Genomic DNA, 13574 nt, shown 5'->3' with positions numbered 1-13574 from the left:
TCCTCTATTCATGTATAATAGGTGTATGACATGGAGGTGAGTTATGGTGCGTTTCGGTATAATTGGCACGAACACTATTACAGAAAAGTTTATTGAAGCAGCAAAGCAGCATGAAGATTTTGAGATGACGGGCGTTTACTCCCGTACAAAAGAGCGGGCTGAAGATTTCGCAGGGAAACATGGAGCCCCTTTAACCTTTACTAATTTAAATGACATGGCTGAGCATAATGATATTGATGCCGTCTATATTGCAAGTCCGAATGCCTTTCACGCGGAGCAGGCAATGACCTTGATGAGGAAGGGCAAGCATGTGATATGTGAAAAGCCAATGGCATCCAATCAGCAGGAAATTGCTAAAATGATTGAGGTAGCTAAGGAAGAACGAGTTGTATTGATGGAAGCCATTAAATCTACTCTCATGCCTGGATTCTTAAGTGTGCAGGAACATTTACATAGAATTGGACCGGTCAGACGCTTTGTAGGGAACTTTTGCAAATACTCTTCCCGGTATGATGCTTACAAACAAGGGGAAGTTTTAAATGCGTTTAATCCGTCTCTTTCTAACGGATCATTAATGGACCTTGGGATTTACGGAGTTTATCCAATGGTCGTCTTGTTTGGGGAGCCGCTTTCCGTAAAAGCAGACGGTGTATTTTTGGAATCTGGTGTAGATGGCCAGGGTAGTATCATTGCGAAATATGATCAAATGGAAGGCGTCATCATGCATTCCAAGATTATTGATTCTCATGCACCTTCTGAAATACAAGGAGAAAAAGGGACAATCATCATCCCCAATATTTCTGAACCAAAAGACATCAAGATTCTATTCCGGGACGGAACGTCTGAGGATCTTAAAGATGATAATGAATATTCACCTATGTACTATGAAGTAAAAGAGTTCATCGACATTATTAAAGGAAACAAAGAGCAGTCCACGATAAATTCGTTAAAGAACACACTTAAAGCTGCCAAAATCATGGAAGAGGCACGGAGGCAGATCGGGTTAGTATACCCTGCTGATCAATAAAAAAACGTGACAGAAAGAGGCACTTGGAAGATGAAAGTGCCTCTTTTTCCGTCCAGCGTTTGTATCTTTGACCTTAGAGTGCGTGATCATGTGAAAGCTCAGTCCGCTATTTTGTTTATCTACTTCACCTGAGCCCTCAGGGTTCTGCCCTATGTACGAATGTAATCGTTACGTCTGAAGAAAAAGGACTGTCCTGCCTTGCTTCTTCAAATTGTAGATAAAAAGGAAGATGTAAGCTTTAAGGAAGCGGTGTAATCGTTAAGCTGCCATGTTTACTTTATAGTGTGTGATATCTTGGAGTGCAGTGATTAATAACAACTCCGGAAAAGTTCTTCCCACATCACATTCGTTTATTTTTTAGCCGTCTGTTTTTTTATGGCTTTCTCGTACCCTTCCATTATACCTTGGGCATAAACCTTATTAAGCACAGTCATCGTTTGTGGGATGACCTGCCCCTCGTCTGCACCAGGGACTTGGTTTAATAAGTCCACGAGCTCGAGTAACTCTTCCGTTACGGGAAAAATAGGTTTTATGTCGTCCATATAATGATCACCTTCCTGAATATTCTGGAAATGATAGGAGTGCTATTCTATTTCCTTTTCATTAACAGCACCAATGCGTGCTCATTTGCTATTGTTACATAGTCTATTATGACTGATTATATACCCGACAATCAATCAATAAGACCGGCATTTTGCTTTCTGGATAGGTTATGGACTTATCCTAATGTTGTACAAAAGTTATACTGTAATAATTTTTAATCAAGAGCAGAATGAAAAAAGTGACTTAAATTAAGCTCTTGTGCGGTCACTTCATTATACACCGGACGATGTTTGGAGGAATTCTGAATGCGGCGTATTTTCTCTTATACTTTTCCCTATAAACGGTCCGCCTTTATAGCTGTATTTCTCATGCTTATTGAGCTTGTAATCGAATTATCTCAGCCGATCTTGATGGCGAAGATTATCGATAACGGTATCCTTGATGAAAACTTCTCTGCTGTATTTGTCTGGGGAGGAGTTCTCTTAGCTCTATCTTTGCTTGCTTTCTCTGCAGGGGTGACGAATTCATTCTTTGCTGCTCATCTAAGTCAGGGGACAGGGTTTGACCTGCGTATGGATTTGTTTCAACAAGTGCAGTACTTTTCTGATGACAATTTTCAGCAGGTGCCGACCCCGAGCTTAGTTACACGGATGACGAATGACGTGATGCAGGTGCAGAGCTTACTTTTTATGTTTGTAAGAATCGGTCTTAGAGCCCCTTTGTTTGTTATTTTTGCACTCGCCATGGTGTTTACTTTGAACCAGCAGCTGGCTCTCGTACTTCTTGTTAGTGTGCCTGTTTTTTTATTGTTTCTATTTTTTATCTTAACAAGAGGTGTGCGGGCTTTTCGAAAAGTTCAACACAAACTTGATCGTTTGAATACCAAAATTAGAGAAAGTTTAACAGGAATCCGTCTTATTAAAGGGTTTAATCGAGAGACTTTTGAAGAACAGCGTTTCAATGGTGTTAATCGATCTCTCGTTGAAGAAAATAAGAGGGCTTTATGGTTAATGGAGATGGCTATGCCTACGGTTATGTTAGGGATGAATATGGTCATTATGCTCCTTCTGTTCTTAGGGAATCGGTTTCTTAATCTGGGTGCAGTAGAAGCGGGGGAGCTTGTAGCGGTTATCAATTATGCGACCAGGATAATGTTTACGTTCTCCGTGTTTACCTTTTTGGTTATGATTGTTTCCCGCGGGTATGCATCTGCCAATCGTATAGAAGGAGTATTAAATCAGGAGGTAGTACAACCAGAAGAGTCGAATTCTGAAAAAGTTACTATTAAAGGGAAAGTCAGGTTTTCGAATGTTTCTTTTGAAAGAGCAGGCCGGAAGGTACTTCACAATCTCTCATTTAAGATTGACGCTGGTAAAACTGTAGGAATTATAGGGGAAACGGGTTCAGGGAAGAGCTCCTTGCTTTATTTGATCCCCAGGCTGTATGAGGAACTCTCCGGTGAGCTGTTTGTAGATGGAATTCCGGTAGAGGAAATCCCGGTCCACCACCTTAGAAATCAGATCGGCCTTGTTCCACAGGAAGCCCACCTTTTTTCTGGAACGGTGCGTGAGAATATTGAATGGGGGAAGGAGGGGGCTTCGTTTTCAGATGTAATCGAAGCTGCCAAAAAAGCGCAGATCCATGACTTTATTACCTCTTTACCAAAAGGTTATGAAACACAGATCGGGCAGAAAGGAGTCGTGTTTTCCGGGGGACAGAAACAAAGGCTGTCCATTGCGAGAGCTTTCATCCGTGAGCCCCGCATCCTGATTTTAGATGATAGTACAAGTGCTTTAGATGCTCATACAGAGAAACGGCTGCTTTCGACATTGGATGATCAACCATGTACGGTCTTCATTGTTGCCCAAAAAATTAGTTCATTGGAACGTGCAGATTTAATACTTCTGCTTCATCAGGGGTCTATTGCAGCCCAGGGAACTCACGAAGAACTATTAAACGATAGTGCGCACTATCGTGAAATCTATCAATCCCAAAAGGAAAAGGTGATGCCATGAGCCGGCGGGATTATACAAGCACGAGTGGAATGTCACTGAAGCATAAGAAAATAGACCATATTCGTCCTACTATGAAAAGACTTTGGCAGTATATGTCCGACAAAAAGTTGACATTCATCCTGGTTCTTTCAGCTATTGTAGTTAGTTCATCACTTTCTTTACTCGGCCCCTATATATTAGGACAAACCGTTGACCTTGTCCTGGGTGATCCTTCAGCGCGCCGGCTTTTAAAAAGTTTCATACTTCTTTTCGCCATCTATTTGCTCCATTCTCTCTTTCTATGGCTGCAGAATTATTGGATGATCGGAATGGCTCAAAGTACCGTTCAGGCAATCCGTTCCCATCTTTTTAGACATGTTCAGCTTCTGCCCTTACCATTTTTTCAAAAAATACAGCAGGGGGAGTTAATGAGCAGATTAACCAACGACATCGAAAATATCAGCCGAACTTTAAATTCCGCCATTGTTCAATTTGTTACTAGTGTATTGACTATCCTAGGGACGATCGGTTTTATGCTTTGGATCAGCCCGCTGTTAACGCTTCTAACCTTAACGATTATTCCTATGATGTATGGGGGAATGAAATGGATTACAAAGCGCACCGGCACGTATTTTAAACAACAGCAGCGCAATTTGGGAGTATTAAATGGGTATGTGGAAGAAATGTTTTCCGGTCAGTCGATTATTCGAATGTTCTCCAAAGAACACCGGGTCATTCGAGAATTTGAAGAAAAAAATCGTGCACTTAAACATTCAGGGTACTATGCTCAAGTTTATACAGGTTTCATACCCAAGCTCATGAATCTGTTGAATAATATAAGTTTTGCCATCATTGTCGGGGCTGGAGGAATTTTGGCCCTTCATGGATATCTAACGATTGGTATGATCGTAACCTTTACAACCTATTCCCGCCAATTCACACGGCCATTAAATGATTTAGCGAATCAATTCAATATGATTTTATCTGCTGTGGCTGGAGCAGAGAGGGTTTTTCAAATATTGGATGAGGATGTAGAAAAGAAGAATGATTATGATTCAATGGATATACAAAGGATTAAAGGAGAGGTTACTTTTCAAAATGTGGACTTTTCTTATGAAGAAGACAGGAAGATCTTATCAAAAATAAACTTTCATGCTGAGCCTGGTCAAACGGTTGCTCTTGTAGGGCCGACAGGTGCTGGTAAATCGACCATTATTTCTTTATTGGCACGTTTCTATGATCCTGATGAAGGTTCAATTTTATTAGACGGTGTAGATTTGAAAAACGTAACCAGGGAAAGCTTGAGAAGCCATATGGGAGTGGTTCTCCAAGACGCAACGTTGTTTCATACAACCATAAGGGAAAATATCCGGTATGGCCGCTTGAATGCTACCGATGCAGAAGTAGAACAAGCTGCTAAGGCTGCCCGGGCCCACGACTTTATCACTTTCCTTCCAGACGGATATGATACGGTATTGGATTCTGACGGGAAAGGTATAAGTCACGGTCAACGACAACTTATATCCATTGCGAGAGCGATGATAGCTGATCCAGCATTACTGATATTAGATGAAGCTACAAGCAGTATTGATACGGTTACTGAAATGAGGATTAATGAGGGACTCACTGCATTGATGAAAGGCCGGACCAGTTTTGTCATCGCCCACCGCCTCCATACGATCCGTTCAGCAGATATTATCCTCGTATTGGAGGGTGGACGGATTATGGAAAGGGGAGATCATACGGTTCTAATGAGAAGAGGAGGGAAATATGCGGCATTCATTCATGCACAGTCAAACGATGCTCGGATAAAACAGCAGGGATAATCCATCGTACGTACACCACGGGGATGCTTGTAACATATGGTAGGTAATAAAAGGGGGAGAGACAAATGTCCCGAAATCAAAACTACCCATTATGGACGGAGCTTCCTTACGCTGGTGAAGAGCGTGCTCCTGCACTGGATTCAGCTGTAGAGGTGGAAGCAGGTCAATGGAAAACGTATTTTATTGAACATAGTCGTCGTTATGGGTTTAAAAAGAAAGATGGAAGCCCGATTCGTTTAGCCATCAGGAATCCTGAATCCATTAACTGGCAGGAAGAACTACAGCAGGTGAAGAACACACTTCAACACCTGTCTGAAGAACAAATTAAAATAGCGAAGTATTGGGGAGAGGGGGCTGCTTCTAAACAATGGTCCCCGATTGCCGATCGCTTGATTGATACGTATGGAGTAGAAGCCCCTCGTGCTGCGAGAATGTTAGGGGCTTTATTCAGCGGAATGAACGATGCTTTTGTAGTCTGCTGGTATTTGAAGTATAAGTGGCTTGTTCCAAGGCCGAACCAGATAGATCCTAAACTGGCTACCGTTATATGTACACCTGTGCATCCATCATACCCTTCAGGTCATGCAACAATCTCAGGTGCTGCTGAGGTAATTTTAAGCTACTTTTTCCCGGCTGAAAGAAGAAAAATCCGCAGCCTAGCTGAAGAGTGTGCAAAGTCACGCCTGTATGCAGGGGTGCATTATCCAGTTGATAACGACGAGGGACTTCGACTTGGCCGGCAGATCGGCCAGATTGTAGTCGACGAGTTGAGTAAAGACAGGGTACGCGGATCACGCTTGGATCTACCATTTTCCGTTTACAAAAATGCAGATCTGCATCCAGCTGACTATGAGCAGCAGGCCATTCCTTTTGACTTTAACCAAACATGCGGATCTTTATTGATCAATGACCACGACGAAGATTCATCAGATTATGACGCGTGGCTGGATCCGAAACTGTTTTATTAATAGAAAGGCTCTGGTGATTCTTCAAAGGAAACCACACAAGGACCTTCAGGAAGGTTTGATTTCCTGATTTTCTAGTAAGGTTCTTCCAGAAAAGGCTCTAACACGCTGTAAGCATGTCTAAATAAAATATTCAGGGTAAGTGGGCTTATATGAAATCAACAGAAAGATGTCATAGAGTCAATAGAAAAGCAGCCGGTGATGGCTGCTTTTTTGTCGTTTGTAAGACCTTTCAAGAATGATTTGTACCGTGTGAATCCCAGCCTCATGATCAGCCAGTCACAAAGACAATCTAAAAAAATTAGACAAGTTCACCTCCCCTTTGTGCATATACATGAGTAACAAACCAGAGGAGGGATATGTTTGGATGCATGGATTCTTTCTGCTCGGAAAATGGGGCTGATTATCGGGGCAATCATCATTGCATTTGCAGCCTACTATATTGGGAGTTTCTTTTGGAAAGGAGCGGTTGCCACTTCGACGGCCCCCGTGAATGGTGAACCGCGGCTTATTCAATTAGTGACAGGAGAATTTAAAGCAGAAACTGCGGATGGTAAGGAAATTGAGGCGTACCGCTGGGATCCTGGAACGATATTTGTAGATAAGGATGAGCCGGTAAAATTAAGTATTTATGGTGTGAATGGAAAAGAACATCCGTTTTATATCGAGGGGACGGATATAAAAGGTGTAGTAGAACAAGGCAAGGAGACAGTATTGGATCTTCAATTTAAAGAAGAGGGAATTTATCGAATGATTTGTACCACGCATTCAGAAATTGCCTCAGATGGTCCGATGATCGCTTATATTGTTGTTGACTGACCTAAAGAGGGACGAGTACTCGTCTCTCTTCATATCTCTTAATGGAATAGGTGGATTAGTAGATTTTTGAGGTCCCATACATAAGAATCTTTTTAGGCAGACTCAAGCGTAGAAATTTGTTGTGGATGGTCACGTTACTATAATTCTTCAACATAGCGGGCACTGTTTATAACTACGAATCAATGGACTGAAAAAGAGCGAAAAGAGAAATGGGGAAGCTTATGATTACGCTTATCGTCAGTTCGGTTGTCCTGGGGTTATCCATTGCAGCGCCGGTTGGACCCATTAATGTAGAAATAATGAGGAGGGGGCTTACCTATGGGTTTTGGCCGGCTCTTTGTGTAGGCTTAGGAGGCATGTCTTCGGATCTTCTCTTGATGGGAGCTATGTTCTTTGGACTGGGGACAATTTTAGCGTGGACGTGGGTGCAGGTAGTTCTCATGCTAACGGGGTGTGTTGTACTCGTTCATTCAGGCTTAGCAAGTTTATGGAGCAGGGTATCCACAGAGATTGCGGTGGAAGAAGCGCGGACAAAACAAAGGGGCGTTCCTCTCACGTCTTATTTGAAGGGGGCTGTTATTGCATGTACCAATCCGATGAATATCCTCTTTTGGGTAAGTATTTATGGATCGGTCCTTAGTGGGGCTTTACAGCAGGAGAATATTTTCCGGTCTTTTTTAATTAGTTCAATGGTTTTTATCGGGATTGGTCTATGGAATATGAACCTTGCTTTCTTCGTTCATTTTGGCAGATACCTTATGAAACTATCCGTGCTGAAATGGGTACAGAATGCAGCAGCTCTCGTGTTAATTTATTACGGATTGAAATTTGGCTGGCAGGGGCTGATGATCTTCAAAGAATCTGGCTGGATGTGATAGAGTAAATGTTCCCACAACAGACCGGTCTGAGAATTTCTTATAGAACGGAATATCATGCATTTCTCACTTATGTGAGGAAAGGCAGGGAGGTGGGTATTTTCCCCATATAAAAAAGCTCAGAGAAACTCTGAGCTTTTTTATATGTTTTTATTACGTTTTAACACTCCATGTTAAGAAGCGTTGGATTCTTTAATGATCCGGTTGATTTCATTCTTATAAAGGTCAGAACGTCCACCGAAGATTGCCTGGATATTATGATCGACTTTGACAACGCCCGCTGCCCCTAATTCCTTCAATCGATCTTCATTGATCTGACTTACTTCTCCAACTTCGACTCTCAATCGTGTGAAGCAGGCATCGACATGTTTTAAGTTATCTTCACCGCCAAGAGCTTCCATGATGGCAGCAGCCGTTTCTTTCGTCTGTGTGGATTTTCCACCTTTTTTCTTCTCGTTCTTCTGTTCATTAAAATCTTCACGTTTAAATAGTTTATTTTCTTGTCCACCGCGTCCAGGTGTCGCTAAATCCCACTTCTTAATGGCAAACGAGAAGGAGAAATAGTAAATGACAAAGAAGACAGCCCCTGCAACAAGGTTCATCCACCAGTTTCCTGTACCCGGAAGAGCATTAACTAAAATGTAGTCAATCAAACCTGAGCCTCCAGCCCAGCCGAGATGGACATCAAGCATATACATAACTGCAAACGAGATTCCAGCTAAAAATGCATGGAATACAAATAACAGGGGAGCCACAAATAGGAATGTGAACTCAATTGGCTCAGTAATTCCTGTTAAGAAAGCCGTACCTGCTGCAGCAATCAGCATGCCTTTAACAACGGGTTGGTTCTTTTTATCTGCTCTGTGATACATAGCCAGTGCAGCACCTAATAAACCGAACATAATAACAGGGAACTTCCCAGCCATAAAACGGCCCGCAGTTACTTCTACGCCTTCTGCAATTTGAGCAAGAAAGATGTACTGGTCACCGGAAACAGCCGCCCCGGCTACTTCTGTAGTTCCACCTAAAGAAGTCCAAAGGAATGGTGCATACCATATATGGTGCAGTCCTGTTGGGATAAGAGCACGCTCAAGGAAGCCATATAGACCAATATAAAGCGGATTTGTCGCACCGTTAGCAATGATATTGGCCACTGCATTAATTCCACCCTGAATTGGCGGCCAGACAATCATCATAGCAATAGCCAGGAAAATAGAAGAAAAGACCATCGCAATTCCTACAGAACGATCTCCTGCGAAGAATCCAAGAACCTCCGGAGGATCAAATTCATGGAATTTATTGTAGATCCAAACAGCAAGGAGACCGACAACAATTCCTCCGAGCACACCGGTTTCCAGCGTAGGAATTCCAAGCGCCATTCCATATTCTCCGCTCTCACTAACCATATCCGGGGTAATATCAAGAGCGAAGGATATCGTTTTATTCATAATGATATATCCTAATAGCGCGGCCAGTGCAGCGATACCTGATCCGCCGGTCAAACCAATAGCAACACCAATAGCAAAGATAACAGCAAGGTTATTAAATATACTAATTCCGATATCTAACATGCCGTTTCCAATAAGTTGGATGATATCATTTTGTAAAAAAGTGAGTGTTTCAGCGAGTGGTCCTGTTAGTGCAGCTCCCAGCCCCAGTAGAATACCGGCTGCAGGAAGGAGAGCGACAGGAACCATAAGTGACTTTCCAAACTTCTGTAAGCTTCCAAAGTATTTCTTCACTTGTTAGATCCTCCTCATGGGTAACCGCTTTCTTGTTTGTTTTGATAAACCCCCGGAATGGGCCGGGGGTCAAAGACTATTTTGCAGTTACGGCTTGTTTGTTCGCGTGAAGTTCCGGCCAGTACTGCTGATTTGCTTCAATCATGTCATCTAAAATCTTACGTGCACGAGGGGCATCAATGACTGTACGGTTTAAGGTTAGAGCTTGAAGGGCTTTCTCGTAACTGTTCTCATAATAAGCATCAACGACAAGTTTTTCATAAGCCAGCTGACCTTCAATTAACCCCTTATAGAAGGTAGAAATCGTTCCAACGGAGAATGGCTTAGGTCCACGATTTGTAATCATAGATGGAACTTCAACCATCGCGTCGTCCGGCAGGTTTGCAATCGTGCCATTGTTCTCGACCATTACGATAAAGATATCTCCATTGTTGTAGGCCATAGAAGCAGCCACTCGAATCATATATCTTCCATGAATGTCGACTTCAAGCTCGACATTTTCGGTCGTGTTGTCTGCAATGATCTGATCTGCTAACGTGTGGACGCGTTTTTCTCTTCCGTTAATGACTTGACGAGCACGTGTATTGTCTGGATCCTCTTTTTCAACCATTTGGGACGGGTAGAGATAATATTGTAGATACGTATTCGGCAGATACTCTGGGAAGTCTGTTACCATTTGCTCCACTTGTTTAAAGGTCTTGATCCATGAAGGGTCATTTGCTATTTCAGCATCTTCGGGAATAAATCCGTCTTCTGTAATGGCCCGCTTAATGGTATCCGTATGATCGTTGCCTTGTTTGTCCAAGATCTTTGTAAACCATCCGAAGTGGTTAAGACCGAAGTATTCTGGTACAAGGTCAAATACATCTCTTCCCAAAATTCCCGCGTAACTTACCATAATTGCAGCAGGCATATCGCAGATGTTTAACAGCTTCTTATCTTCTGGGAATTCACGGCGCAGGGCTTCCGCTACAATGGCTGCCGGGTTGGTGTAGTTTAAGATCCAGGCATCCGGAGAATAGTGCCTGATATCATTTACAAGTTCAATCATGTCTCCAATAGAACGAAGACCGTAAGCCATTCCGCCAGGACCGCATGTTTCTTGTCCGACAGCTCCGTGATTCAAAGGAATCTGCTCATCCTGTTCGCGCATGGCTAATCCGCCTGTACGAATTTGTACGAAAACGAAATCCGCATTAGAAAGAGCTTCTTCCTTATCTGTTGTATAACGGAAACTTTCAAGTTCCGGATACTTTTCTCTAAGGATAATTTCAGACGCTTTTGCTATCTTTTCCTGTCTCTCAGCATTTGTATCGTAAAAGGTAATCGTTTTCAATGGAAATTGTTCTTTTTCAGCAATAAGACTCATGATCATTCCGATGGTATACGTGCTTCCACCACCAACAACTACAAGGTTTTGTTTATTCATATTACATCGACCTCCATAAAGGTGTTATATTTGTATTAAAATTAACTTAATACGAATATAATACATATAACTGAAAGCGTCAACATATGTTTCAGATTTTTATGGATTCGTTATAATAGATATAGTGATTAAACAGGAGGAATACTCATGGCAGCACCTTTGTATCGAAGAATTGCCCATAAAATAAAAGAAGAAATAGAGGAAGGCCACTGGAAAGCGGGCGAAGCCATTCCCACGGAGCACCATTTATCAGAACGCTATTCCGCATCCAGGGTAACGATCCGGCAGGCCGTTAAAATGCTTGTGGATGAGGGGTTGTTGGAAAAAGTTCAGGGGAGCGGGACCTATGTAAAAGAGCAGAAGATCGAACATAATATTTTTGAATTAATCAGCTTCACTGAGGAAATGAGGAGCCTTGATAAAGAACCGGTCAACAAGGTGCTTGACTTTCAGCTGCTGGAGCCGTCCGCCCATGTGAAAAGGGTGCTGAAATTAGAAGACGGGGAAAAAGTATTTTATGTGCGGAGGCAGCGGCTTGTGGACGGAATTCCCTACGTGCTTGAAGATACTTTTCTGCCTGTTTCCTTATTCCCTAATCTGTCTTATGGGATTATGACAGGATCAAAGTATGATTATATTGAAAAAGAAATCGGGATGAAGATTAAAGATAGTTTTCAAGAGGTTATTCCAGTACTTCCTCCTCCTGATATCTCAGAAGCCTTGGCAGTAGAAGAGACGATGCCGGTTTTGAAAATTCAATCCTATAGTGTATTTACGGACGGAACCGTCTTCGAATATAGTGAAGTCCACTTTAAAAGCGATGAATATAAATTCACCCTCCGGGCTTCCCGTCCTTAATTGGCTGGGTTATCAGACAAATAAAAATAGCGGAGAACTTATGGTTCTCCGCTATTTTTATAATGTAAAGTGGATATTAGTATTCATCGTCCTTAATTAAGGGATATACACCATTTTTTTCATTTGATTGGGTCTTTTTGCTCAACTCTCATTATAATGAGTACATTAAATTGTTTTATTCTTTGTAGGATCTGAATCTTACTTCTTCAACTTTGAATATAACTTCTATTAGCATTTCTTTAATAAGATTGTTATAAGATTCTAATTCTGTGAGAGTGTTTTCCATACCAACTGTTCTAATTTTGTAATTCTGCCTACTTTGGCCTTGGATGTTTAGTGAGTAAAACATTTGAGTTATATATCTCAATTCTTTGAAAAAATCATAGTCATCTCTTATTTTCATAGGAATGTGAAATCTCATGTATTCAGAAAAACTTTCATAAAAAGGCTCTAATGTGTGAAGATCTATTTCCTTTTTTGTTTCTATAAGCTCCAATTCCTGTTCTATTTTCCCTAACCATCTTTTAGCGATAGAGTAATTCACATCTATTTCATCTCTTAAAGCATTCCAGACAGCTGTATCTTGCTTTTTTTCTTCTTCAGTTTTAAATTTCTTATTCTCTAATCTAGTTAACTTTGCACCTACTAAGGCACCGCCTAATGCCCCAATTAATGTCCCTGCTAGATTAATAATAAGTGACAGCAAGTTAATTTTTGAAGGATCATGGAGTATTACTCCTAAAATTGCTCCAACTACAACTGAGGTTAAAACCCCTAACATAATTACAGTCCATTTCATTTTCCCTGACAAAAAATCATCCCCATATATGTATTTATAAGAGTGGGTCTTATGAAACCCATATTTTAGACTCAACTATATAAGTGTCCATTTGTTTTAGGTTATGCCTAATTCTAAGTTTATCCGTAAATAGCATTACATTTAATCTAGGCTTTATATTAATTAGAAATACAAGTATTTGTGTGCGTATGATCGCATATGGATTCATTTGAGTTCAGTGAGCTGTTTACAGAAAACGATCATATCTACTCCCTGGATCCCGTTTTCATAAAAAGGTTCTGAGTATTTTAAGAAAAAGCCTTTTTTGATGTGATGAAATCGAAATCCCGCTTTCTGGTAAAAAGCAATATTATCTATGCTTGAGTTGGATGTTCCAACTATCATCTTTTCGTGTGAAGGAGCAAACCGCTTGAAAGCTTGTTTGAGCACTTCTTTACCGATTCCCCTGCCTCTAAAGGCTTCCCGTACCGCAATATTTTTTACCTCCACGGTCTTTGGGGTGGGAAAAGTAAATAAGCAGACTCCGACCTCTTTTTTATCTAAAGCTATCGCATACAGGATTCCTTGATTAATATATGTTTTTACAACAGATTCATCTTCATCAGCTAATAATAAATCGTTTAGATAAGGAACGCGGTTTTCTACATTCCTTAATTCAATTGGAGCCACATGTATCATCCTTTCCAATTGGCTATGA

The 13574-nt window shown here is 41.4% G+C and carries 12 protein-coding genes; 7 read left to right on the top strand and 5 right to left on the bottom strand.

The window, feature by feature from the left end; translation table 11 throughout:
• Positions 1 to 43 precede the first annotated feature (43 nt).
• Complete coding sequence (locus LC036_RS10350) at positions 44 to 1027, top strand: Gfo/Idh/MocA family protein (RefSeq protein WP_226581816.1); 984 nt, start codon at positions 44 to 46, stop codon at positions 1025 to 1027.
• 350 nt (positions 1028 to 1377) lie between these two features.
• Here the strand turns inward: LC036_RS10350 and LC036_RS10345 are convergent, their stop codons facing one another.
• On the bottom strand, positions 1378 to 1569 hold the full coding sequence (locus LC036_RS10345; protein WP_226581814.1) for a hypothetical protein: 192 nt from the start codon (positions 1567 to 1569) through the stop codon (positions 1378 to 1380).
• Between the two features lie 306 nt (positions 1570 to 1875).
• Here LC036_RS10345 and LC036_RS10340 point away from each other — a divergent pair, with 306 nt between their 5' ends.
• The 5 genes from LC036_RS10340 to LC036_RS10320 all read left to right on the top strand — a co-directional run bounded on the left by LC036_RS10340 (position 1876) and on the right by LC036_RS10320 (position 8049).
• Complete coding sequence (locus tag LC036_RS10340) at positions 1876 to 3585, top strand: ABC transporter ATP-binding protein (protein WP_226581812.1); 1710 nt, start codon at positions 1876 to 1878, stop codon at positions 3583 to 3585.
• A complete protein-coding gene (locus LC036_RS10335; RefSeq protein WP_413229870.1) occupies positions 3582 to 5390 on the top strand; it encodes an ABC transporter ATP-binding protein in 1809 nt (602 codons plus the stop codon). The genes LC036_RS10340 and LC036_RS10335 overlap by 4 nt, the downstream gene beginning before the upstream one ends.
• 65 nt (positions 5391 to 5455) lie before the next feature.
• A complete protein-coding gene (locus tag LC036_RS10330; protein WP_226581807.1) occupies positions 5456 to 6358 on the top strand; it encodes a vanadium-dependent haloperoxidase in 903 nt (300 codons plus the stop codon).
• Positions 6359 to 6718: 360 nt separating this feature from the next.
• The gene (locus LC036_RS10325) at positions 6719 to 7174 is read left to right on the top strand and encodes a hypothetical protein (RefSeq protein ID WP_226581805.1); all 456 of its coding nucleotides are present in this window, start codon (positions 6719 to 6721) and stop codon (positions 7172 to 7174) included.
• 209 nt (positions 7175 to 7383) lie between these two features.
• Positions 7384 to 8049 (top strand): LysE family translocator, encoded by a 666-nt coding sequence (locus LC036_RS10320; RefSeq protein ID WP_226581803.1) that lies wholly within the window; start codon positions 7384 to 7386, stop codon positions 8047 to 8049.
• A 173-nt stretch (positions 8050 to 8222) separates the two neighbouring features.
• Here LC036_RS10320 and LC036_RS10315 read toward each other — a convergent pair whose 3' ends face one another.
• Positions 8223 to 9791 (bottom strand): PTS transporter subunit EIIC, encoded by a 1569-nt coding sequence (locus LC036_RS10315; RefSeq protein ID WP_226581801.1) that lies wholly within the window; start codon positions 9789 to 9791, stop codon positions 8223 to 8225.
• A 76-nt stretch (positions 9792 to 9867) separates the two neighbouring features.
• Complete coding sequence (locus LC036_RS10310) at positions 9868 to 11220, bottom strand: 6-phospho-alpha-glucosidase (RefSeq protein WP_226581799.1); 1353 nt, start codon at positions 11218 to 11220, stop codon at positions 9868 to 9870.
• Between the two features lie 147 nt (positions 11221 to 11367).
• On the opposite strand from LC036_RS10310, the gene LC036_RS10305 reads away from it, so the two are divergent.
• Positions 11368 to 12078: a GntR family transcriptional regulator gene (locus tag LC036_RS10305; protein ID WP_226581797.1), complete on the top strand. Its 711-nt coding sequence runs from the start codon at positions 11368 to 11370 to the stop codon at positions 12076 to 12078.
• 175 nt (positions 12079 to 12253) lie between these two features.
• Here the strand turns inward: LC036_RS10305 and LC036_RS10300 are convergent, their stop codons facing one another.
• Both LC036_RS10300 and LC036_RS10295 read right to left on the bottom strand, forming a co-directional pair.
• Positions 12254 to 12889, bottom strand: coding sequence for a hypothetical protein (locus LC036_RS10300; protein WP_226581795.1), 636 nt, complete (start codon positions 12887 to 12889; stop codon positions 12254 to 12256).
• Between the two features lie 192 nt (positions 12890 to 13081).
• On the bottom strand, positions 13082 to 13546 hold the full coding sequence (locus LC036_RS10295) for a GNAT family N-acetyltransferase (RefSeq protein WP_413229869.1): 465 nt from the start codon (positions 13544 to 13546) through the stop codon (positions 13082 to 13084).
• Positions 13547 to 13574: the final 28 nt, after the last annotated feature.

Origin of the sequence: Halobacillus litoralis (assembly GCF_020524025.1) — a bacterium.
In the GTDB taxonomy this organism is placed as follows: Bacteria; Bacillota; Bacilli; order Bacillales; family Halobacillaceae; genus Halobacillus; species Halobacillus litoralis_D.
The sequence above is the reverse complement of the archived record's forward strand: the minus strand, read 5'-3'. Positions and strand labels throughout refer to the sequence as shown.